Here is a 24,836-nt window from a genome sequence, read left to right on the forward strand (position 1 = left end):
ATTACAGATAATGCTTGGGCTGAGGGCTGGGTAAAACCAATTAAGATAACAAATGAAAAAAATCAAAGCGTAGGAATTATAGGAGCAGGTCCTGCTGGTTTAGCTGCCGCAGAACAATTAAGAAAAAATGGATACAAAATTACTGTCTACGATAGATATGATAGAGCAGGAGGATTATTAATTTATGGAATTCCAAATTTTAAATTAGAAAAAGAAGTTGTAGAGCGAAGAACAAAACTCTTAAAGGATGGGGGAATTGAATTTGTTCAAAATTTTGAAGTTGGTAAGGATGCAAGCCTAGATCAATTGAGAAAAAAACATGATGCAATTTTAATTGCAACAGGAGTTTATAAAGCAAGAGAAGTAAACTTACCTGGAAATGATCTTGATAATATTTTTCCTGCAATGGATTTTTTAACAGCATCCAATAAAAAAGGTCTAGGAGATGATGTTGAGTTGTTTGACAAAGGAATTTTAAATGCAGAAGGTAAAGATATTGTTGTAATCGGTGGAGGTGACACAGCAATGGATTGTGTAAGAACTTCTATAAGACAGAATGCAAAATCTGTTAAATGTTTGTATAGAAGAGATAAAGAAAATATGCCAGGATCTGCTAGAGAAGTTGCAAATGCAGAAGAAGAAGGTGTTGAGTTTGTTTGGTTATCAAGTCCTAAAGAATTTAAAGGTACAAATAAAGTAGAAAAAATAATTGTAGATCAAATTAAACTAGGTGATCCAGACGAGACAGGAAGAAGAAAGCCACAAGTACAAGAAGGCTCAAGTTACGAAACAAAAGCTGATATGGTTATCAAAGCACTAGGTTTTGATCCTGAAGATTTACCAAATTTATTTGATAGTAGTGAATTACAAGTAACAAAGTGGGGAACTATTAAAACAGATTTTGATACTATGGAAACAAATTTAAAAGGGGTGTTTGCTGCTGGTGATATAGTTAGAGGAGCTTCATTAGTTGTTTGGGCGATAAAAGATGGAAGGGATGCAGCAGCTTCAATTAAAACTTATCTAGAGAGTAAATCTAAAGTGGAAAAAAGAGTGGCTTGATGGAAAATTATAAAAAAAACCTTCACCTTTTAAAAGAAAATAATGTTTATTCAGAAGACATGGAGCATGATGCTTGTGGTGTTGGCATAATTGCATCTACTGAAGGTAAAAAATCTCGTAAAGTTGTAGAGTATGGTATTGAAGCATTAAAAGCAGTTTGGCATAGAGGCGCTGTGGATGCTGATGGAAAAACTGGTGATGGAGCTGGAATTCATGTTGAAATACCAAAAGATTTCTTCATTGAAAAGATAGAAGTGACAGGACACACACATGACAATTCTGAAATATGTGTGGGCATGATATTTCTGCCTCGGAATGATTACGCAGCACAAGAAAGTTGCAAAACTATTGTTGAAAGTGAATTAACAAAAAATGATTTTAGTATTTACGGTTGGAGACAAGTTCCAGTTAATCCAAAAGTTTTAGGAGAAAAGGCATTCCAAACAATGCCTGAAATTATTCAAGTATTGTTTAAGCCTTATAATCCAGAATTAACAAATAAAGATTTAGAAAGAAAAATTTATGAAACTAGAAGAAAGATAGAAAATGAAGCTTTTAAAAAGTCTTTAAACAATTTTTATATTTGTTCATTGAGTTCTAAATCTATCATTTACAAGGGGATGTTTTTAGCTGAAGCTATCTCAGATTTCTACCTTGATCTAAAAGATGAGAGATTTGTTTCAAGGTTTGTTATTTTTCATCAAAGATTTTCAACAAACACAGCACCTAGCTGGAATTTAGCTCAACCCTTTAGAGCTATAGCGCATAATGGAGAAATTAATACTTATAGAGGAAATAAAAATTGGATGAAAGTTCATGAACAAGAAATGAACAGTCCCCTTTTTGACGATGTTGAAAACTTAAAACCTGTTATACAACAAGGAGCATCAGACTCCGCTGCATTAGACAATGTTTTTGAATTATTAAATATATCTGGTCAGCCTGCGCCTTTGGCGAAGCTTATGTTGGTTCCAGACGCATGGTCTAAAAAAAATAAAACTCTACCAAAAGATCACCAACAATTATTTAATTTTTTGAACAGCACTATGGAGCCATGGGATGGACCAGCTGCTATTGCTGGAACTGATAATGAGTGGGTTATAGCTGCAAATGATAGAAATGGATTAAGACCTTTAAGATATGCAATTACAAAAGACAAATTATTATTTGCAGGTTCTGAAACAGGAATGATTGAATTAAATGAAAAAAGAATTTTGTCAAAGGGAAGATTGGGTCCTGGGGAAATAATTGGAGTTAGAATAGAAAAAGGTAAAGTATTTACAAACAAGCAAATAAAAGATTATTTAGCCAAAGAGTATAAACACTTTAATTCACAAATTATCGACCTAGATGATAAGTTAACTATTTCAGATGAAAAAAATTCTTTTTCGGGAGATGATTTAAGAAGAAGACAATATACTTTTGGAATTAGTCTAGAAGATCTTGAGCTCATACTGCATCCTATGGCAGAAGATGCTAAAGAAGCAACTGGATCTATGGGGGACGATACACCATTGGCTGTTTTGTCAGATAGGTATAGACCGTTGTACCATTTTTTTAGACAAAATTTTAGTCAAGTCACAAACCCACCAATAGACTCTTTAAGAGAAAACAAAGTTATGAGTTTGAAAACAAGATTTGGAAATCTTGGAAATATTTTAAATTTTGATAATTTAACAAAGCAAAATATTTATGTTTTAAATAGTCCAATATTATCAAATTCTCAGTTTGAAAAATTTATAAATTTTTTTGGTAACAATTCATCTATAATTGATTGTACTTTTTCTGAGGAAGAAACTTTATTTGATTCAATTAAAAAAATTCAAAAAGAAGCTGAAATTGCAGTAAGACAGGGAGTTACTCAATTAATTTTAAGTGACAAAGAGCTTTCTAGCTTAAAACTACCAATACCAATGCTTTTAGCAGTTGGATCAATTAATTCATTCCTTATTGAAAAAAAACTAAGAGGATATGTATCAATAAATGTTCAATCTGGAGAGGCTTTAGATACACACTCTTTTGCAACCTTAATAGGAGTTGGAGCAACTACTGTAAATCCATACTTAGCATTTGATAGTTTATTTCAGCGTCATGAAAAGAAATTATTTGGTAAATTTAGCTTTGATGAATGTGTAGAGAGATACATAAAATCAGTAAACGCAGGTTTATTAAAGATCATGTCTAAGATGGGTATTTCAGTTCTAAGTTCTTATAGAGGTGGATGTAACTTTGAAACCGTAGGTTTAAGTAGAACAATTGTTGCAGATTATTTTCCAGGAGTTGTCTCTAAAATTTCAGGTATTGGACTTACGGGCATAGAGAAAAAAATTAGAGAAATTCATAAAGAGGCATTTGAAAGTTCTGAAACTATATTGCCGATAGGCGGTATATATAGATATCGTAAAAATGGTGAAACTCATCAATATCAAGGAAAATTAATTCATTTACTTCAAAGTGCAGTAGGATCTAATTCTTATGATGCCTATAAAAGATATGCGGATGGAATATACAGCATACCACCTATTAATCTTAGAGACTTAATTGATTTCAGAGAAAAAAAATTAAGTGGGCCAATAGATATTTCTGAGGTTGAGCCAATAGAAAATATTTTAAAAAGATTTGGAAGTGGGAGCATGTCTCATGGAGCTTTATCAAAAGAGGCACATGAAACTTTGGCAACTGGTATGAATAGGATTAAAGGTGCTTCATGTAGTGGAGAGGGCGGTGAAGATGCAAGTAGATTTAAAGTTTTAGATAATGGTGACAGCGCAAACTCAAGAGTAAAACAAATAGCTTCTGCAAGATTCGGAGTTACAGTTAATTATCTTAATAATTGTAATGAGATAGAAATTAAAATTGCACAAGGCGCTAAGCCTGGTGAGGGAGGTCAGCTACCAGGATTTAAAGTTACAGAGGAAATTGCTAAACTTAGACATTCAACTCCTGGAGTTACTTTAATATCACCACCACCACATCATGATATTTATTCAATCGAAGATCTTGCACAATTAATTTATGATTTAAAACAGATAAATCCTAAAGCAAGAATTGGAGTTAAGCTTGTTGCTTCCTCTGGAGTAGGAACAATTGCAGCTGGTGTAGCTAAAGCAAAAGCAGATATAATATTAATTTCTGGACATAATGGCGGAACAGGAGCAACACCACAGACTAGTGTTAAGTATGTTGGAATACCATGGGAAATGGGTTTGACGGAAGCAAACCAGGTATTAACTTTAAATAATCTTAGACATAAAGTTACTTTAAGAACAGACGGTGGAATTAAAACCGGAAGAGATGTGGTGATAGCTGCAATGATGGGTGCTGAAGAATATGGTGTTGCTACTACAGCTTTAGTTGCAATGGGTTGTATAATGGTAAGGCAGTGTCATTCTAATACATGTCCTGTAGGCGTTTGCACTCAAGATGAAAAGCTCAGAGAAAAATTTACTGGGACTCCAGAAAAAGTAGTTAATTTGTTTACATTTATAGCCAGTGAAGTAAGAGAAATATTAGCAAATTTAGGTTTTAAATCATTAAATGAAGTGATTGGTAGGACAGACTTGTTAAAACAGGTTAGTAAAGGTTCTCCAAATTTAGACGATTTAGATTTAAATCCTTTATTTGTTCAAGCTGATACTGGAAATAATCCAAGGTATTGTGAGGATCAAGAAATAAATAGTGTACCAGACACACTTGACCAACAAATTTGGCCAGAAATTGAACAAGCTTTGGATAATTCTGAAAAAATTGAGAAAGAATATCAAATAAAAAATACTCATAGGGCAGTAGGCACTAGAATTTCTCATCATTTGTATAAAAAATATGGTTATGAAAAACTTGATGAAAACTTTTTAGTTTTAAATTTTAAAGGATCAGCAGGTCAATCATTTGGTGCATTTTCTTCTAAAGGTTTAAAACTTGTATTAAAGGGAGATGCAAATGATTATGTTGGTAAAGGTTTGTCAGGAGCTACTATTTCAATAAAATTACCTGAAGAGAGCAATTTAGTTTCAAATGAGAATACAATTTTAGGAAATACTGTTCTTTACGGAGCTACTTCAGGAAAACTTTTTGCTGCTGGCCAAGCTGGTGAAAGATTTTCAGTTAGAAATTCTGGTGCAGTTACAGTAATTGAGGGATGCGATTCAAATGGATGTGAATATATGACTGGTGGAACTGTAGTAATTTTAGGAGATGTTGGTGATAATTTTGCAGCTGGTATGACAGGTGGAATGGCCTTTATATATGATAAATCTCAACAATTTGAAAAGAAAGTAAATCCAGAATCAGTAGTTTGGCAAAATGTAGAGACAGATTATTGGAAAGAATATTTAAAAAATTTAGTCAGTGAGCACTTCAAAGAAACTGAGTCTCAATTATCGAAAAAAATAATTGAAAACTTTGATGATGAAGTAAATAATTTTGTTCAGGTGTGTCCTAAAGAAATGTTGGATAAATTAAAAAATCCAATTACTTTAAAAAAAGATATAAAAAAAGTTAGCTAAATTAATAATTTAAGCTCTTTTAAAATTATATTTAACCATTTTTTATTTGATAAACTGTGATCACCTTTTTTTAAAATATTTAATTTTTTCTTAGCTTTTGGAAATAATCTTAAAACTTTTCTTGAATATGAGACAGGAACTGCCTCATCTTTTTCACCATGAACCATTGTTACTTTAATATTTGAATTAATTTTTTTATTTAAGACTTTGTTTTTTCTTCCATCTTTTATTAATTGTAGAGTAATTGGATATTCATAATTGCCATGTTTTAATTGATAAATACCCTTACTTATTGTTTCCTCTTTCATTTTTTTAGTAAATTTTTTCCACATTAAATTTTCTAAAAATTCAGGAGCAGCCCCTATTCCTAAAAATCCTTTAATCTGTTTTTTGAAAATTTTGAATTGATTGAGCGAAATCCATGCGCCCATACTTGAACCAATTAGCACAAATTCTTTTTTTTTAACGTATTTTCTAATTAAAATTGACGTTTCTTTACTCCATTTTGAAATATTTCCATTTACAAATTTTCCAGAAGATTTTCCATGACCAGAGTATTCTAGTGCTAAAAAACTTACTTTATTTTTTTTAGCAAATTTCAAAAAAGCATTTGGTTTTTTTCCTTCAAGATCTGACATAAAACCATGCAAAAAAACTATAAAAGAACTATTTTTAAAAATTTTGGAAATATATCTAATTTTCTTTGTATTTGATATTTGGTGAAATCTGAAATTTGCCATAATCATTTATAAGTTTTGTCTATTAATATATAATCATATCAAATGTCATCTAATTTAAAAGTTTTACAAGTAATTCCAAAATTAGGTTATGGAGGAGCTGAAACAGGTTGTTATGATATTGCACATTATTTACCAGAAAATAATTGTAAATCATTTATTGTAACAAGCGGTGGTGAATTACTTAAATTTGTAGATAGAAAAAAAGTTAAAATATTTAGACTTCCAGTGCAAAGTAAAAATCCTCTACTAATTTTAATTAATGCTTTTATCTTAATTGGAATAATTTTAGTTTATAATATTTCTCTTGTTCACGCGAGAAGTAGAGCACCTGCTTGGTCATGTTTGTTAGCAACAAAAATCACAGGACGAAAATTTGTAACTACATTTCATGGAACATACAATTTTAAGAGTAATATAAAAAAAATTTATAATTCAGTAATGACTAGAGCAGATTTAATAATTGCAGGATCTAATTTTATTTTTTCTCATATTAAAAAAAATTATTCAAAATATTTAAATGAGAAAAAAAAATTAATGGTTATTTTTAGAGGAATAAACGTCGACTACTTTGACCCAACAACTAAAATTGAAATTGACGAAAAAAAATTATTAAAAAAATGGGACATTGAAAAAGATAAAAAAATTATACTTTTACCTGGTAGATTAACTTCCTGGAAAGGACAGGAAGTTTTTATAGAGGCAATTAATTTAGTGAATATAGAACTCGGTTATGAATCTTTTTATGCTGTCATTCTAGGCAGTGATCAAGGTAGAGATTTATATAAGAAAAAATTAATAAGACTTTCGGAGCAATACAGATTGTCTAAACAAATAAGATTCATAGATCATTGTAAGGATATGGCATTAGCTTATAAAGTTTCTGATATTATTGTTTCAGCCTCAACAGAACCAGAGGCTTTTGGAAGAGTTGCTGTTGAAGCACAATCGATGGAAAAACCAATTATAGCGAGCAACATTGGAGGTTCTAATGAAACAATAATTGATGAAAAAACTGGTTTTTTATATGAAGCAGGAAATGCTAAATCATTAAGTAATAAAATATTAAGAACTCTTAACATGGATGAAACTCTATTAAAATCAATTGGTAATGAGGGAAGAAAAAACATAGTTCAAAAATTTAATGTTGAAAAAATGTGCTTTTCTACTTATTCAGAGTATAAGAGATTATTAAATTAAATGCCGATAATAACATTACCCGACGGAAACAATATTGACTTTCCTAATAAAGTTACTGGACTAGAAGTAGCTGAAAAAATTAGCAAATCGTTAGCTAAAGAGGCCATGGTCATAAGTGTTGATGGTGAACTTAAAGATCTTGATTTTCTAATTAAAAATGATTGTTCTGTAAAAATTTTTACCTCAAAAAATCCTGAGGGCTTGGAAACTATAAGGCATGACACAGCTCATATTTTAGCTATGGCTGTTCAAGAATTATTTCCTGGTACACAAGTTACAATTGGACCCGTGATTGAAAATGGATTTTATTATGACTTTGCTAGAAAAGAACCATTTACAGAGGATGATCTTGTTAAAATTGAAAATAAAATGAAAGAGATTGTCGATAGGAATGAAACAACAAAAAGAGAAGTTTGGGATAGAAACAAAGCAATTAGCCATTTTAAAAAAAAAGGAGAAATTTATAAAGCAGAGCTAATTGAAGCAATACCTGAAAATGAAGATGTATCAATTTATTTTCACGGAGAATGGCATGATTTATGTAGAGGTCCACATTTATCCTCTACAGGTAAAATAGGGAAATATTTTAAACTTACAAAAGTATCAGGAGCATATTGGAGAGGAGACTCTAATAATGAAATGTTGCAACGAATATATGGTACGAGTTGGGCAACTCAAAAAGACCTAGATGAATATTTAAAAAGAATAGAAGAAGCCGAAAAAAGAGATCACAGAAAATTAGGTAGAGAAATGGATTTATTTCATTTTAGAGAAGAAAGCCCTGGCTCAGTATTTTGGCATGAAAGAGGATGGAGTTTGTTTCAAAAGCTCATTAACTACATGAGAAGCAGACAAGATGCAGCTGGTTATAAAGAGGTCAATACTCCAGAGGTACTAGATAGACAACTATGGGAAAAATCTGGGCATTGGGAAAAATATGGAGAAAACATGTATACTTCTGAAACACCAGATGAGAAAGTTTTTGCAATTAAACCAATGAATTGCCCTGGTCATATCCAGGTATTTAATCAAGGCTTAAAAAGTTACAGGGATCTTCCGTTACGTTTTGCTGAATTTGGTAAAGTTCATCGTTATGAGCCATCAGGCGCTTTACATGGGTTATTAAGAGTAAGAGCCTTTACTCAAGATGATGCCCATATTTTTTGCACCGAAGATCAAATTACTAGCGAATGTTTAATTGTTACAAATCTAATACTAGATATTTATAAGGACCTTGGTTTTGAAAATGTGATTCTAAAATATGCAGATAGGCCAGAAGTAAGAGTTGGTGATGATTCAGTTTGGGATAAAGCAGAAGCCTCTTTGCTTGAAGCCGTTAAAGCTTCTAAATTAGAATATACTATTAATAAAGGTGAGGGAGCATTTTATGGTCCTAAAATTGAATTTGTTTTACGAGATGCTATTGGCAGAGATTGGCAATGTGGAACTTTACAAGTAGATTTAAATTTACCTGGAAGATTAGATGCTTCTTATGTTGATAAAGATGGTACTAAAAAAGTTCCTGTTATGTTGCACCGAGCATTATTTGGTTCTCTAGAGAGATTTATTGGAATTTTAATTGAAAACTATGCAGGCAAGTTTCCATTTTGGATATCTCCTTTACAGACTATGGTAATACCTATTTCAGAAGAATTTAATGACTATGCAGTCGAAGTATCAAATAAAATTAAAAATTCGGGCATAAGTTCTGCAGTAGATTTAAAAAATCATAATTTAAATTATAAAATTAGAGATCATTCTTTAGCAAAAATACCGCTTTTATTAATTTGTGGTAAAAAAGAAGTTGACTCCAATTCAGTAACGATTAGAAGATTAGACTCTAATAAACAAGAAAATATGGGTATAGATCAATTCTTAAAAACATTCTCTGCTTTAAATAAAGCATCATCAAACTAAGTGGCAGACTTCAAACAAAATTATTTTCAAAGAAGAACTAAGGACAGAGGTCCAAGATCTAATAATAGAATTTCTTCTCCTGATGTTCAGGTTATAGCAAGTGATGGAGAAAATCTTGGAGTGATGAATACTAATGAAGCTATTTCCATGGCAAAAAATCAAGGTTTAGATTTAATTGAAATAGCACCTAACGCGAATCCTCCTGTATGTAAAATAATGGATATGGGTAAATATAAGTATGATGTTCAGAAAAAAGCTAATCTTGCAAAGAAAAAACAAAAAATTGTTTCTTTAAAAGAAATTAAAATGAGACCTGTTACTGAAACTCATGATTATGAGTTTAAAGTCAAAAATGCTAAAAAATTTATAGCTAAAGGAGATAAGGTCAAATTTACTATAAGATTCAAAGGTAGAGAGCTTCAGCATTCCCATCTAGGAAATGAACTAATGGGTAAAATTAAAGAAGATATGAAGGATATTGGCAAGGTAGAATTGCATCCCAAGTTTGATGGAAAGCAAATGATCATGGTAATTCAGCCTTTATAAGCTTTAATAGAGGTTGTAAAATTATATCTTTCTTTGTATAAGTCCGCAGAATTATGCCAAAACTAAAAACAAAAAGCTCAGCAAAAAAAAGATTTAAAATATCCGCAAAGGGTAAAGTTATTTCTGCTCAAGCAGGTAAAAGACATGGCATGATCAAAAGAACGAATTCACAAATAAGAAAACTTAGAGGCACTACAACATTGTCTAAACAAGATGGAAAAATTGTTAAGTCATACATGCCTTACAGTTTACGAGGTTAATCATGGCAAGAGTTAAAAGAGGTGTAACTAGTAAAGCTAAACATAAAAAAGTTTTAAAAGCTGTAAAGGGTCAATGGGGTAGAAGAAAAAATACCATTAGAGTTGCTAAGCAAGCTATGGAAAAATCCATGCAATACGCTTACAGAGACAGAAGAAATAAAAAAAGAGATTTTAAATCATTGTGGATACAGAGAATCAATGCTGGAGTAAGAGCTGAAGGCTTAACTTATTCAAAATTTATCAATGGATTAACTAAATGTGGTATTGCAATAGATAGAAAAATTCTTGCTGAAATTGCTTACGATAGCCCAGAAGCATTCAAAACAATTGTACAAAAAGCTCAATCAGCTTTAAATTAATCTTCGCTATTGTTTTTATTTCTTAAGGAAATAATCTACTAATATGTCAGAGATAAAAAATATTAGAGATCAGTTTATATCAAAGCTTGAAAATGATCTGAGCACTGATCAAATTAATGAAATCAAAACCGAACTCTTCGGTAAAAGTGGTTTAATTTCTTCAAAATTTAAAACAATAGGTTCGATTCCAGAGACTGATAGAAAAAAATTTGCATCAGATTTAAATCAAGTTAAAGACGAACTTCAGAATTTGATAACTTCTAAAATTAGTGAGATAGAAGGAAAAAAAATAAACGAAAAATTAGAAAAAGAAAAAGTTGATATAACTTTACCTGAAAGACCATTTGTTAGAGGAAAAGTTCATCCGGTATCACAAACTATTGATGAAATTTCATCTATTTTCTCTGAAATAGGATTTAGTGTTGAGGAAGGCCCTGATGTTGAAAATGAATATAACAACTTTACTGCTTTAAACACACCTGACAATCATCCAGCAAGAGATATGCATGATACATTTTACTTAGATGAAAACAAACAGGTTTTGTTACGAACTCATACTTCACCAGTTCAAATTAGAACTATGCTAAAAAATAAACCTCCATTTAAGATCATTGCTCCTGGGAGAACTTATAGATCTGATAGTGATCAAACACACGCACCAATGTTTCATCAAGTAGAAGGTTTGCATATTGACACAAATATTAATATGGGGCATTTGAAAGGATGCTTGAATTATTTTATTAAAGAATTTTTTGAAGTCGAAAAAATTAAAATGAGATTTAGACCTAGTCATTTTCCATTCACAGAACCATCTGCAGAAGTCGATATTGGTTATGAAATAAAAGATGGCAAAATAATTATCGGAGAAGGAGATAAGTGGCTTGAAATTTTAGGCTGTGGCATGGTGCATCCTAATGTTTTAAGAAACGTAAAAGTAGACCCTTATAAATATCAAGGATATGCCTTTGGCATAGGTATAGACCGATTAGCGATGCTTAAATACGGCATTAATGATTTAAGAGCGTTTTTTGATTGTGACTACAGATGGTTAAATCATTTTGGTTTTGATCCACTTGATGTTCCTTCAAATTACAGAGGTTTAAGCAGATGAAGATTACATATGATTGGTTAAAAGATCATTTAAAAGTAAGTGCTAAAGAAGATAAACTTCTTGGGAAACTAACAGACATAGGTCTTGAGGTTGAGAGTATAGAAAACTTATCTGAGGGACTAGATTTATTTAAGGTAGCAAAAATTATAAAAACAGAAAAACATCCTAATGCAGATAGACTTAAAGTTTGTGATGTTGATGTTGGTAATAAAGAAATCAAAAAAGTTGTTTGTGGTGCTGCAAATGCAAGAAAGGGCCTTCTTACTGTATATGCACCACCAGGCGCAATAATTCCAAAAAACAAAACTAAACTTGTTGTTGCTAAAATAAGAGATATTACATCTTACGGAATGCTATGTTCCGAATCTGAATTGAATTTATCAGATGAAAGTGATGGGATTACTGAGCTGTCGTCATCAAAATATGCAAAAAATGTTGGAAAAAGTTATTTTTCTAAACCAAGTTCTAATCTTATTGATTTATCAATTACACCAAATAGACCAGACTGTCTTGGTGTTCGGGGGATAGCAAGAGATTTATCAGCCGCAGGTTTTGGAAACTTAAAACCACAAAAAGATAAAAAAATTAAATCTAATAAAAAACAGACCTTAAAAGTAAAAATAACAAAAGAAAAAAATCAAGGTTGTTTATCTTTTGGTAGTTGTTTGATAACTAACGTCAAAAATACAGAAAGCCCTCAATGGCTGAAAGATAAATTAATTTCTATAGGACAAAAACCAATATCTGCGATTGTAGATATTACAAATTATGTCATGATTGATATTAATCGACCTTTACATGCATACGATGCTGACAAAATTGATAAGGGAATAATTGTTAGAAATTCAAATTCAGGAGAAGAATTTACTGCACTAGATAACAAAAATTATAAACTAGATGATGGAATGTGTGTAATAAGTGATAACAAAGGTGTTTTAGGCCTAGGAGGAATTATTGGAGGAACAAGATCTGGTACAGAGCTAGTTACAAAAAATGTTTTATTAGAGTCGGCTTATTTTGATCCAAGATCAATTAGAAAAACAGCAAAAAAATTGAATATCGATACAGATGCTAAATTTAGATTTGAAAGAGGTATCGATCGGTTATCTATTGAAGATGGATTAAATAAAGCAGCTTTTTTAATCAAGGAAATTTGTGGTGGTGAAATTAGTAAAATAGATGTTCAAAAAATTGAAACTTATAAAAACAAAGTAATAAAATTTGAACCAAAAATGTTCGAAAAAGTTACTGGTTTAAAAATTTCAACCAAGGAAATGATAAACATTTTAGAAAAACTTGGTTTTAAATTAAAAAAAGAAAAAAAATTCTTTAAATTATCAGTTCCATCTTGGAGACCAGATATTGTACAAGAAATTGATATAGTTGAAGAGCTTGTAAGAATTAGTGGATATGAAAAAATAAAAATAGAAAATCCTATTAAAGAAAGATCAAAAAATACATTAAATCCAACTCAAAAGTTATTTCATTTTCTTCAAAGGGCAGTTGCATCCAAAGGGTATTTGGAGGCTATTACTTGGTCTTTTACAGATTCAAAATATAACAATCATTTTAAACAAGCCAGTAAAGAAATAAAAATTGTAAATCCAATTAGCTCTGAATTGGGAGTATTAAGAAATTCTATTTTTTCAAATTTAGTGATGTACATGAGCAAAAACTTAGATAGAGGAATTAAAGATTTATCAATATTTGAAATAGGGCCAATTTTTTATGGTTCACAACCTGGAGAACAGAATACTATTGTTTGTGGTTTGTCAGCTGGAAAAAAATCTAGACTTTCATGGATTGAAAAAGATAGAAATGTAGATGTTTTTGATATTAAAAGAGATGTTATACAAACATTAGTAGAAGCTGGTTATGATTCAGAAAAATTTTATATTGATGATGAAAGCCCTAATTATTATCATCCAGGAAAATCAGGCAGAGTATTTTTAAATAAGGGAAAAGATAAGGTAGCCGCTTATTTTGGTGAAATTCATCCTAACATTATCAAAAACCTGGATATTAAAACAGAATCTTTAGTAGGCTTCGAAATATTTTTAGATAATTTAAAACTGCCAAAAAAATCTTTAAAAGATCAAAAAACAAAATATTCAGTATCAGACTTTCAAAAATCTGAAAGAGATTTTGCATTTATTGTTGATAAAAAAATAAGTGTGCAAGATTTAGTAAGTGTCATATCAAATATTGATAAAAATTTAATTTCAAACATTAAAGTATTTGACGTTTATGAAGGAGACAATATTCCTGAAAATCAAAAATCAGTTGCTATAAGCGTTACCATTCAATCATTGGAAAAAACATTAACGGATAATGATTTAGAAAAAACTAATAATTTGATAATAGAAACAGTTGAAAATAAAACTGGCGCTAAAATTCGTTCCTAAAATAATTAATGAGTCTAATTGATAATATAAGAAATTTTGCAATAATTGCGCATATTGATCATGGAAAATCTACTATAGCCGATAGAATTATTCATAGTTGTGGTGGATTAACTGAAAGAGAAATGAAAGCTCAAGTTTTAGATTCTATGGACATTGAACGTGAAAGAGGAATCACAATTAAAGCTCAAACTGTAAAATTAAATTATAAAGCTAAAAATGGAAAAAATTATATTTTAAATATTATTGATACCCCAGGTCATGTAGATTTCAGTTATGAAGTAAGTAGATCTTTATATGCATGTGAAGGTTCAATTTTGATCGTAGATAGTACACAAGGGGTGGAAGCTCAAACTTTAGCAAATGTTTACCAAGCTTTAGATACTAACCATGAGATAGTACCAGTTTTAAATAAGGTTGATTTGCCTGCATCAGATTTAGATAGAACAAAAAAACAAATTGAGGAAGTAATAGGAATTGATACCGAAAATGCAATTCCTTGTTCAGGTAAAACTGGCGAAGGAATAGAAGATATTTTAGAGCAAATTATTACAACATTACCAGCTCCAAAAGGAGAAAGTTCGGCAGATTTAAAATGTTTATTGGTTGATAGTTGGTATGATACATATCTAGGTGTTGTGATTTTAGTGAGAGTGATAGATGGAAAACTTTCAAAACACATGAAAATAAAAATGATGTCTACCAATCAAGAGTATATTGTTGAAAAAGTTGGGGTTTTTACACCAAAGCCAGTAGACATAAATGAACTAAAAACAGGTGAAATTGGATTTATTACAACAGGAATTAAAGTTTTATCTGAAACAAAAGTTGGAGATACGATTTGTGATGCTTCAAAACCTTTAAAAGATGCTTTGCCAGGATTTAAACCAAGTAAGCCGGTAGTGTTCTGTGGGTTATTTCCAGTAGATAGTTCTGAGTTTCAAAAACTTAAAGATGGTTTAGCTAAATTACAATTGAATGATGCAAGTTTCTCATTTGAGCCAGAGTCATCATCTGCTTTAGGTTTGGGTTTTAGATGTGGATTTTTAGGATTGCTTCATTTGGAAATAGTGACAGAAAGATTAGAAAGAGAATTTGATGTTAATTTATTAACAACTACACCTGGTGTTGTTTATAAAGTTTATCTCAATAATGAAAAAATAATTGATCTTCAAAATCCATCAAGTTTACCTGATCCAACTTTAATAAAATATATAGAAGAGCCATGGATAAAAGCAACAATCATTACTCCTGACCAATATTTAGGCTCAATTATAAAAATGTGTCAGGATAAAAGAGGAATTCAGACTAATTTAAGTTATTCAGGTAATAGAGCTGTAGTTAATTATGAATTACCATTGAATGAAGTTGTTTTTGATTTTAATGATAGACTAAAATCTATGACTAGTGGCTATGCTAGTTTTGACTATGAGATTATTGAGCATAGAGAGGGAGATTTGGTAAAACTTGGTATTCTGGTAAATGGAGAACCAGTTGATGCTTTAGCGATGATGATACATAGAGACTTTGCACAAAAAACTGGGAGAGAGGTTTGTGAAAAATTAAAAGATTTAATACCTCGACATAACTTTATGATTCCAGTTCAAGCTGCAATAGGGGGTAAAATCATTGCTAGAGAAACAATTAAAGGGTTTAAAAAAGATGTTTTAACCAAAATTCACGGTGGTGGAGCAACGGATAGAAAAAGAAAACTTTTAGAGAAACAGAAAAAAGGTAAAGCAAGATCCAAACAATTTGGAAGAGTCGAAATCCCCCAAGAAGCTTTTATAGGAGTATTAAAAATATCAAAAGAAAAATGAAAAATTTTTTTTTACTAATATTAATTATATCAAATTTTATTTTTATTTTTATTCACTTCAAAAAAAAAATTAAAAATATTTTTTATAAAAAAAAAATAATAGAAACTGATGTAAATGAAATACATAATATATTTGAAACAGTAAAAATTGATGAAATAATTCAAGCACCTAAAAAGAAAGCAATTATTAAAACTTTTTCAATTTCTGCTGAAAACAAAATAGTAGGAATGACTTCTGATTATGAAGCATGGATAATCGGATGTATAAGTAAAGTAAGTAAAAATATTTTTGAATTCGGCACATGTAGTGGCAAGACGACATATATAATGGCTTTGAACTCATCAATTGATAGTAAAATTATCACTTTAACACTAGGTCCAAGCGATGTTGAAGATCTTAGAATTGATAATGCTGACAATAAAGTCTCATATAGGAATATTATCAACGAAAGTATATACAAAAAATTTCTCTTCTCAGGTTCGGAGGAAGAAAATAAAATTGAGGTAATTTTTAAAAACTCTTTAAAATTTGATGAAAAAAATTATGAAAAAGCTTTTGACCTGATATTTATTGATGGAGGTCACACATACAGTATTGTTAAAAATGATAGTGAAAAAGCATTTAAAATGATTAGAAAAAATGGAATAATTCTTTGGCACGACTATAACGTTGGCAAAACATCATCTAAAGATGTAGTAAAATACATTAATAAAGTGTCCGAAAATAGAAAAATAAAAAAAATAAAAAATACTTCTCTTTGTTTTTATAAAGAGGAAGGTTGATTAAATCACCAGATCAAATGAAATTTAAAAAATTATTTTTTTTTATATTTTTTGTTTCTATCTGTATTGTTTTAGCTCTAAAAATAGAAAAGTATTTATATCAAGATAAACTAGTTAAGATTTTTGTATTATCTTTTTTGGCTTTCTTTTTCATAACTTGTTTTTTTTTGTATGAAAAATATAGCAAGTATCTAAAAATAATTTTTTTTAATTTTATTATAATTATCTATTCATTAAACTTTCTTTTTGGATTTTATTTTTTAAAGTATTCTATTGATAATCGTCAAAAACAAGAGTTAAAAAAATTAGGCATAAATTATGATTCGAGAACACAATTGGAATATATAAAAGATTATTCTGACAAATTATTTCCCATGATAACACCAAGAGAGATAATGCAAAAAGAGAGCTTTTTAATTTTATCAAATATTTCAAATTCAAAATATGTTCAATGCAATGAATATGGTCATTGGAAATTGATTTCAACTGATAAGTATGGTTTCAATAATAGTAATTTAAAAAAAGGTTACAAAATTCTTTTATCAGGAGATTCATTTGCACATGGTTTTTGTGTAGATGAAAATAAAGAAATACATAAAATACTTATTTCAAAGGGAATTGATACTTATTCGGTTGGTATTGCTGGAAATGGTCCTCTTATTTCATTATCATCAATGATTGAAATAAATAAAAAAATAAATTTTGATGAAATTTATTGGTTAATTTATAGAAACGATTTTTTTGATTTAAATTGGGAGTTAGAAAATAAATACTTAAAAAAATATCTAAATAGTAGTTTTAACGGATTTAATTATTTTGATAATCTTGAGTTAAAAAATTCTTATCAAGAAAAATTTATATCTGAAAACAAAAATCAAAAAAAAAATTTTTCTTACAAAGAGTCCTTTTTTGAATTAAAATTTTTAAATGATGTAATTAAAAAAATTTTTATAGAAAAAAATGAGTTAGAGCTGAATGATAAATATATTAAGCAGATCTTAAAAGTATTTAGTATAAAATTTCCAAAAATTAAAAAAACTATTGTTTATCTACCAAGCTATAATTGTTTCGAAAATGAAACTTTGTTATGTAAAATGGAGTACGATTTACTAAATAAAATTTCAGGTGATTTAAATATAAAAACTATTAATTTTAAAAATTATATAGATGATAAAAACTTTAGGAAAATATTTGCCTTGGAACTAAATGGACTTCATTATTCTGATTTAGGATATTCAAAACTTGCGAATATTATTTATGAAGAATATTTAAAATGAAATTTTTTATTTGGAGAGGTGGCCGAGTGGTTGAAGGCGCACGCTTGGAAAGCGTGTAAAGGAGCAATTCTTTCATGGGTTCGAATCCCATTCTCTCCACCATCAAATAAGCTTTATTTTTCAAGGGTAATTTAGTCATTTTAGACTTTTTTTATTAAGATAAATCAGCAATTTTTATAAAAAATGTTATAATTTTCTTTTTCCAAAAATTAAAAAAATGACAAATAAAAACACATATCAGGCAGACTCCATCAAAGTTTTAAAAGGTCTTGAAGCAGTTAGAAAAAGACCAGGCATGTATATTGGTGATACAGATGACGGAACTGGTCTGCATCATATGGTCTATGAAGTTGTTGATAACTCTATCGATGAGGCATTAGCAGGATATTGTAAAAATATTAATGTAAAAATTAACTCTGACGGAACAATTACAGTAAACGATGATGGAAGAGGTATTCCTGTTGATATCCATAAAGGAGAAAAAAAATCAGCAGCAGAAGTAATTATGACTCAACTTCATGCTGGTGGTAAGTTTGATCATGATTCATATAAAGTTTCAGGTGGTTTGCATGGTGTCGGTGTTTCAGTTGTCAATGCACTTTCAGAAAAATTACAGTTAGAGATATTTAGAGATGGAAAAAAACATTACATAGAATTTCAAAATGGTGAAGCCAAAGCTCCATTAAAAGTAACAGGAAAAGCAAAACAAACTGGTACACAAATTACTTTTTTACCTTCAAAAGAAATTTTTTCGTCAATAAAATTTAGTGCAAATATTCTTATAAAGAGAATGCGAGAATTAGCATTTTTAAATAAAGGTATTAAAATAATATTTGCTGATGCTAGTCAAAAAAAAGAGAAAACATCTGAGTTTAAATTTGATGGCGGTGTTCTAGAATTTGTAGACTTTTTAGATGAAAAAAGAGAAAAGTTACAAAACAAAAATGGAAATGATTTATTTAGAAAACCAATATATATTGAAGGAAAAAAAAATAATATTGAATTAGAGTGTTCATTAAAATGGAATGCAGGATATACGGAAGAAATATTTCCATACACAAATAACATCTTTCAAAAAGATGGTGGAACCCACATGTTGGGATTTAGAAGTGCTTTAACTAGGGTAATTAATAAATATGCCAATGAAAATAATTTACTAAAGAAAAATAAACTAGCAATTTCAGGTGATGATATCAAGGAAGGTCTAACTTGCGTGCTTTCAACTAAAATTCCTGATCCAAAATTTTCATCTCAGACAAAAGATAAGCTAGTTTCGTCAGAAGTAAGGATGATTGTAGAGACATTAGTAAATGAAAAGTTATCTATTTGGTTTGATCAAAATCCTTCTGTTGCAAAAATTATTTTAGCCAAAGTTATTCAAGCTGCAATGGCTAGAGATGTTGCCAGAAAAGCAAGAGAAAATGTAAGAAGAAAAGGAGCTCTTGAATTGAGCGGTCTTCCTGGAAAATTAGCTGATTGTCAAATTGGTAAACAAGAAGGAACCGAGTTGTTTATTGTTGAGGGGGACTCAGCCGGTGGATCTGCTAAACAAGGAAGAAATAGAGCAAATCAAGCAGTTTTACCACTTAGAGGTAAAATACTTAATACCTATGTTGAAGAATTTAATATGAAAAAAAATGGTAACAGCAATGGAAATGGTTCTGATCAAAGAACAAAGGCTTTGTCTAAAATGATTTCTTCAAATGAAATCGTTACTTTGATTAATGCTCTAGGTTTGGACCCAAAAGCACAAGAGATTGATTTAAAAGATTTAAGATATGGAAAAATTATTATTATGACAGATGCTGATGTAGATGGCTCTCATATAAGAGCTCTTCTTTTAACTTTTTTCAATAATAGACCATTTAATAAATTAATTGAAAATGGCCATGTTTATTTAGCGCAACCTCCTTTATTTAAAATTAATAAAGGTTCTAAAGGTATTTATATTAAGGATGAGAAGGAGTTAGAAGATTACATAATAAATAATAGTAAGGAGTTAAAAAAAATTAAAAAAGGATCTAAAGATTATTCAAAAAAAATTGATGAGGAAAAATCAAAAATGAATATCCAAAGATTTAAAGGTCTTGGAGAAATGAACCCAGAAGAATTATGGAGTACTACATTAGATCCAGAAACAAGAAATCTACTTCAAGTACAATACTCAAAAGATTTGAAAAAAGATCAAAGTTTAATCCATACTTTAATGGGTAATGATGTGGCATTAAGAAAAGATTTTATAGTTTCCAATGCTATAAATGTTAGAAATCTTGATATTTAAAAATGAAGTTCTTTGAAACTTCAAAATATCATTCTTTTAAAAAATCAACATATATAACTCTTAGATGGATCGGAATTTTTGGACAATTAATTGCAGTAAATTTTGTATATATATTTCTAAATTCGAGTTTTGATTTTATTACCTCAAATTTAGTTATATTTTTAGGAATATTAAGCAATTTATATTTAATTTTTATTTATAAAAAAACTCAATTATCAGATAGATCTGCTTTTATCTTCCTACTCATAGATATTTTGCAATTAGGTATCCTTCTTTATTTATCAGGAGGAATAACCAACCCATTTGTAATTTTTATATTAATACCAAGTGTTTTTTCTTCATCAAATTTGAGCTTAAGAACTAATATATTATTAGTAATTTTAACAATAATTATAATTATTTTTCTAACTTTTAACTATGAAGATTTGCCAATTAATTTAAACAGTGATTTTCATAACAATCATTATTTCTATTATTCTATACCAACATCCTTAATTGTTGCCTTGGTCTTTTTAAATTATTTTGCAATGACATTTGGTACACAATCTAGATTAAGAAAAGAAGCATTAGGAAAAATGGAAGAGGTTATGGCTAAAGAACATGAACTATTATCCTTAGGTGGTCAAGCTGCTGCAGCGGCACATTCTTTAGGTACACCACTTTCCACGATAACAATAATTACGCATGATTTAATGAAACAATTTAAGGGGCAAAAAGATTTAGAAAAAGATATAGAGTTATTGAATAGTCAAGTTGAGAGATGCAATGAAATTTTAAAGCGATTAACTTTAAATCCTGTAGAAGAAGATGAATTTATTGATAAAGATATTAATATTCGAGCTTATTTGCATGAAATTATTTCTTCATTTAAGGAAATAAGTAAAAAGCAATTTGTCTTTAATTATGACCAGGACTCAAACCCAAGAAAGATAACCAAATCTATAGAATTGGTTTATGGGTTAAGAAATTTTATTGGAAACGCTAATAAATTTGCCAAAAATACAATTTTTATTAATTTGAAAAGTGATAGTGAAATAACAGAAATAACAGTTGAGGATGATGGTGGTGGTTATCCTAGAGATATAATTTCAAAAATTGGAGAGCCATATTTGAAATCAAATTACTCTAAAGACAAATCTAAAGAGGGTTTAGGTCTAGGCTTGTTTATTGGAAAAACTTTATTAGAAAAAAATTTTGCATCAGTTAATTGTAGAAATTCAAAAACACGTAAAGGTGCTGAAGTTGTTATTAGATGGAACAATAAGGAATTATTTAATATTTAGTGGTATTTGTTCTTTGTTTCAAATAATGAGCTTAATTGAGATATCATAACATCTCCCAATTCATTTACGTCAGTAATTTTGATAGCTTTATTATAATATCTTGAAACATCATGACCAATTCCTATAGCTAAAACTTCAATATCTGATTTATTTTCAATAAATTTCACAATCTTTTTTAAATGTTTTTCTAAAAAGTCACCTGAATTTACAGAAAGAGTTGAGTCATCTACAGGGGCTCCATCAGAAATTACCATTAATATTTTTCTTTCTTCTTTTCTCTTTTTAATTCTATTATAGGCCCACGATATAGCTTCTCCATCAATGTTCTCTTTGAGCAATCCTTCTTTTAGCATTAGTCCTAAATTATTTTTTGCCTGTCTCCAATGGGTATCTGCTCCTTTGTAAATTATATGTCTTAGGTCGTTCAATCTTCCTGGTGTTTTCGGTTTGGAATTTTTAGTCCATAATTCTCTACTCTGTCCACCCTTCCAATTTTTAGTCGTGAAACCTAAAATTTCAACCTTAACAGAGCACCTTTCTAACGTCCTGGATAAGATGTCTGCACAAATAGCCGCAATAGTAATTGGTCTTCCTCTCATAGATCCAGAGTTGTCTATGAGTAGAGTCACTACTGTATCTTTAAAGTCTAAATCTTTTTCTTTTTTGAATGATAAGGAATTATATGGATCCATAATAATTCTTGGAAGTTTTGAACTGTCTAATAATCCTTCCTCTAAATCAAATTCCCATGCTCTATTTTGTTTTGCAAGTAATTGTCTTTGAAGTTTATTTGCAAGTTTCGTTATAATATCTTGAAAGCCAATTAATTGTTGATCTAAATTTTTTCTTAGTTTTGTAGCTTCATCTGCATTTTCTAAATTTTCAGCTTTTACAACTTCATCAAACTGGGTTGTAAATATTTTATATTCTAAATTGATATTATCTATTTTTTTTTGAGCTACTTGCTCAGAGCTTTGTTCATCTGACTCTGTGTCTGACAGCTGTTCGTCAAAGTTAAATTCATCAACACTATAGTCAGCATCTAGTGAAGCTTCTGATACATTTTCATCTTTTTCATCTTTATTATCTTCTTTGTCATTATTTTCATCTTCATTTGATGGATTATCTTGTCCTTGATCTTGATTTTCTTCTTTTCTTTCGTCCTCATCTTCACTTTGAAAAATATCCATTTCTTCCAATATTTCTGAAAACTTTGAGCTATAAATGTTTTGATCTTCAAGATTTTTAAGTAAAAATTCTTTATGTTTTTCTATAGCGTCCTCAAAGTCTTTTTCCCAAAAATTAAGCATTTTTGTTGTTAGAGGATTTAGCTTAATTTTATGAAAATTCTTAAGCATATATAACTCGAATGCCTCTGATACAGATACATCCTCTTTAGTTTTTAATTGATCTTTGCGTTTACGATTTATTATTTGATGATAATTTTCTTGAAAATTTTTCTCAATTCCTTTTAACATTTTTCCTCCTAGAGTCTCATAACGTATTTTTTCAGCGATATTATAAAGAGATCTAGAAGATGTGTTTGAGGGAAGGTTTTTTTTGTAAATAGTTTCATTACAAAATTTTTTTTTCAAGGCAGAGGAGTCCGTTTCTGCACGTAATCTTATAAAATCAGCTGGACTAGTTAAGTTATCAATCTCTAGAAAATTAAATTCTTTTATTTTTTTTTCTACAGAATTTGTTTTTTTTACATCAAAATCATCAGCAATTACTTTTGCGGTAGAAGTTAAAGCAATTTTGAATTTTTCTTTTAAATTATTTTCTTTAGTGCTCATTAGATTTGAATATTAATCAAAGATTCTGGCAACTCTTCACCAAAACATCTTTGATAATATTCTGCGATAGTATTTTTTTCAATATCATCACATTTATTAAGAAAAGTTACTCTAAAAGCGTAACCAGTGTCTTTAAATATCTCTGCATTTTCTGCCCAATGTAACACTGTTCTTGGGCTCATCACTGTTGAAATATCTCCTGCAATAAATCCTTTACGTGTTAAAGATGCTACTTTTATCATGTTAGCAACCTTCTCTTTTCCCTTTGCGTTATTTAAGTTTTTATTTTTAGACAAAACAATGTCCATTTCTCTATCTAGGCTAAGATAGTTTAATGTTGTAACGATATTCCATCTATCCATCTGACCTTGGTTAATTTGCTGCGTACCATGATAAAGACCTGTCGTATCACCAAGTCCAACAGTATTTGAAGTAGCAAATAGTCTAAAAAATTTATTTTGTTTAATTACTTTGTTTTTATCTAGTAAAGTAAAATTACCTTCTGCTTCCAAAACTCTTTGGATTACAAACATTACATCAGGTCTACCAGCATCATATTCATCAAAAACAAGTGCAACTGGGTTTTGAATAGACCATGGTAAAATTCCCTCGTTAAATTGAGTTACTTGTTTACCATCTTTAAGAACGATCGCATCTTTTCCAATCAAATCAATTCTACTTACATGACTATCTAAATTTACTCGGATACAAGGCCAATTTAATCTTGCAGCAATTTGCTCAATGTGAGTAGATTTTCCAGTGCCATGATACCCTTGAACTAAAACTCTCTTATTAAACGCAAATCCTGAAATAATGGCTAAAGTAGTATCTCTATCGAACTTGTAGTTTTTATCAATTTCAGGAACGTATTCATTTTTTTTTGAAAATGCGTCAACTTCCATATCTGAATCAATTCCAAAAGTTTGTTTTAGTGAAACTTTAATATCTGGTTCTGTGTTAAGATTTGGTGTCAATTTTTTCTCTATAGGTATTCTTTAATTGGGTATAAGCTAATGTTATAAGTTTAAGTTTTTCCTCGTATTTTTTATTTCCAGAATTCATATCAGGGTGAAATTTTTTCACAAGTAATTTGAATTTATCTTGTATTTTCTTCCACTTTAAACCCACAGAAACCCCCAATATTCCAAAAGCTTTTATATCTTTATGATCGAATTTAAATTGACGCATATGATCATAATCTCCATTTATTTTTTCTTTATCGAACTCATCTCTCAAAGTTGTATTCCATAACACTTTGAAAAAATTATCTGAAGAGCTAAAGCTTTGTGTGGGTTTGTGCCAAGTCATGTCAGATTTTAAAAAATCCATTACCTGGTCATCATTCATTCCTGAAAAATAGTTCCAATTTTTATTAAATTCTTTTACATGTTCAAGGCAAAGCATTCTAAATTTTCTGCTATTATCTTTTTCAACTGGTGCCTTATATTCACCTATTTCATTACAATTATTCCAGTCACAAATATTTTTCATGATATAT

Annotated in this window: 18 protein-coding genes and 1 tRNA gene; 15 read left to right on the plus strand and 4 right to left on the minus strand. The window is 29.6% G+C overall.

The features are described from left to right. On the plus strand, positions 1-1,062 hold a 1,062-nt coding region (locus AMN83_RS04080; RefSeq protein ID WP_075504405.1), incomplete at its 5' end, for an FAD-dependent oxidoreductase. Next, entirely contained in the window at positions 1,062-5,567 is a 4,506-nt protein-coding gene (gene gltB, locus AMN83_RS04085; RefSeq protein WP_075504406.1) for a glutamate synthase large subunit, read from the plus strand. The genes AMN83_RS04080 and gltB, both read left to right, overlap by 1 nt. On the opposite strand, the gene AMN83_RS04090 is transcribed toward gltB, so the two are convergent. Beyond that, positions 5,564-6,307, minus strand: a complete 744-nt coding sequence (locus AMN83_RS04090; RefSeq protein ID WP_075504513.1) for an alpha/beta hydrolase — start codon at positions 6,305-6,307, stop codon at positions 5,564-5,566. The genes gltB and AMN83_RS04090 overlap by 4 nt on opposite strands. Positions 6,308-6,349: 42 nt before the next feature. Here AMN83_RS04090 and AMN83_RS04095 point away from each other — a divergent pair, with 42 nt between their 5' ends. The 13 genes from AMN83_RS04095 to AMN83_RS04155 all read left to right on the plus strand — a co-directional run bounded on the left by AMN83_RS04095 (position 6,350) and on the right by AMN83_RS04155 (position 21,542). After that, a complete protein-coding gene (locus tag AMN83_RS04095) occupies positions 6,350-7,504 on the plus strand; it encodes a glycosyltransferase family 4 protein (RefSeq protein ID WP_075504407.1) in 1,155 nt (384 codons plus the stop codon). Further along, entirely contained in the window at positions 7,505-9,421 is a 1,917-nt protein-coding gene (gene thrS / locus AMN83_RS04100; protein ID WP_075504408.1) for a threonine--tRNA ligase, read from the plus strand. After that, a complete protein-coding gene (infC, locus tag AMN83_RS04105; RefSeq protein WP_075504409.1) occupies positions 9,422-9,967 on the plus strand; it encodes a translation initiation factor IF-3 in 546 nt (181 codons plus the stop codon). It begins immediately after the preceding gene. A 53-nt stretch (positions 9,968-10,020) separates the two neighbouring features. Next, positions 10,021-10,227 carry a 50S ribosomal protein L35 gene (gene rpmI / locus AMN83_RS04110; protein ID WP_023854436.1) on the plus strand — a complete coding sequence of 69 codons (207 nt, stop codon included), beginning with the start codon at positions 10,021-10,023 and terminating at the stop codon, positions 10,225-10,227. A gap of 2 nt (positions 10,228-10,229) precedes the next feature. Then, complete coding sequence (rplT, locus tag AMN83_RS04115) at positions 10,230-10,586, plus strand: 50S ribosomal protein L20 (protein WP_075504410.1); 357 nt, start codon at positions 10,230-10,232, stop codon at positions 10,584-10,586. A 43-nt stretch (positions 10,587-10,629) separates the two neighbouring features. Further along, positions 10,630-11,697, plus strand: a complete 1,068-nt coding sequence (pheS, locus tag AMN83_RS04120; protein WP_075504411.1) for a phenylalanine--tRNA ligase subunit alpha — start codon at positions 10,630-10,632, stop codon at positions 11,695-11,697. After that, the gene (gene pheT / locus AMN83_RS04125) at positions 11,694-14,102 is read left to right on the plus strand and encodes a phenylalanine--tRNA ligase subunit beta (protein WP_075504412.1); all 2,409 of its coding nucleotides are present in this window, start codon (positions 11,694-11,696) and stop codon (positions 14,100-14,102) included. The genes pheS and pheT overlap by 4 nt, the downstream gene beginning before the upstream one ends. A gap of 8 nt (positions 14,103-14,110) precedes the next feature. Continuing rightward, positions 14,111-15,919, plus strand: a complete 1,809-nt coding sequence (lepA, locus tag AMN83_RS04130) for a translation elongation factor 4 (protein ID WP_075504413.1) — start codon at positions 14,111-14,113, stop codon at positions 15,917-15,919. After that, a complete protein-coding gene (locus AMN83_RS04135; RefSeq protein WP_075504414.1) occupies positions 15,916-16,701 on the plus strand; it encodes a class I SAM-dependent methyltransferase in 786 nt (261 codons plus the stop codon). Before lepA ends, AMN83_RS04135 begins: the two co-directional genes overlap by 4 nt. Then, positions 16,698-17,978, plus strand: coding sequence for a hypothetical protein (locus AMN83_RS04140; RefSeq protein ID WP_075504415.1), 1,281 nt, complete (start codon positions 16,698-16,700; stop codon positions 17,976-17,978). The genes AMN83_RS04135 and AMN83_RS04140 overlap by 4 nt, the downstream gene beginning before the upstream one ends. 12 nt (positions 17,979-17,990) lie before the next feature. Beyond that, positions 17,991-18,080, plus strand: a tRNA-Ser gene (locus AMN83_RS04145). A gap of 115 nt (positions 18,081-18,195) precedes the next feature. Continuing rightward, positions 18,196-20,259, plus strand: coding sequence for a DNA gyrase subunit B (locus AMN83_RS04150; RefSeq protein WP_075504416.1), 2,064 nt, complete (start codon positions 18,196-18,198; stop codon positions 20,257-20,259). Positions 20,260-20,261: 2 nt separating this feature from the next. After that, positions 20,262-21,542, plus strand: a complete 1,281-nt coding sequence (locus tag AMN83_RS04155; RefSeq protein WP_075504417.1) for an ActS/PrrB/RegB family redox-sensitive histidine kinase — start codon at positions 20,262-20,264, stop codon at positions 21,540-21,542. Here the strand turns inward: AMN83_RS04155 and AMN83_RS04160 are convergent. The 3 genes from AMN83_RS04160 to AMN83_RS04170 are packed head-to-tail and all read right to left on the minus strand — an operon-like array spanning position 21,539 to position 24,829. Then, positions 21,539-23,338 carry a cobaltochelatase CobT-related protein gene (locus tag AMN83_RS04160; RefSeq protein WP_075504418.1) on the minus strand — a complete coding sequence of 600 codons (1,800 nt, stop codon included), beginning with the start codon at positions 23,336-23,338 and terminating at the stop codon, positions 21,539-21,541. The genes AMN83_RS04155 and AMN83_RS04160 overlap by 4 nt on opposite strands. Next, a complete protein-coding gene (gene cobS / locus AMN83_RS04165) occupies positions 23,338-24,312 on the minus strand; it encodes a cobaltochelatase subunit CobS (protein WP_075504419.1) in 975 nt (324 codons plus the stop codon). Before cobS ends, AMN83_RS04160 begins: the two co-directional genes overlap by 1 nt. Then, positions 24,296-24,829: a J domain-containing protein gene (locus AMN83_RS04170; protein ID WP_075504420.1), complete on the minus strand. Its 534-nt coding sequence runs from the start codon at positions 24,827-24,829 to the stop codon at positions 24,296-24,298. Before AMN83_RS04170 ends, cobS begins: the two co-directional genes overlap by 17 nt. Between the last annotated feature and the right edge of the window lie 7 nt (positions 24,830-24,836).

The sequence above is a fragment of the Candidatus Pelagibacter communis genome (assembly GCF_001180025.1).
In the GTDB taxonomy this organism is placed as follows: domain Bacteria; phylum Pseudomonadota; class Alphaproteobacteria; order Pelagibacterales; family Pelagibacteraceae; genus Pelagibacter; species Pelagibacter ubique_A.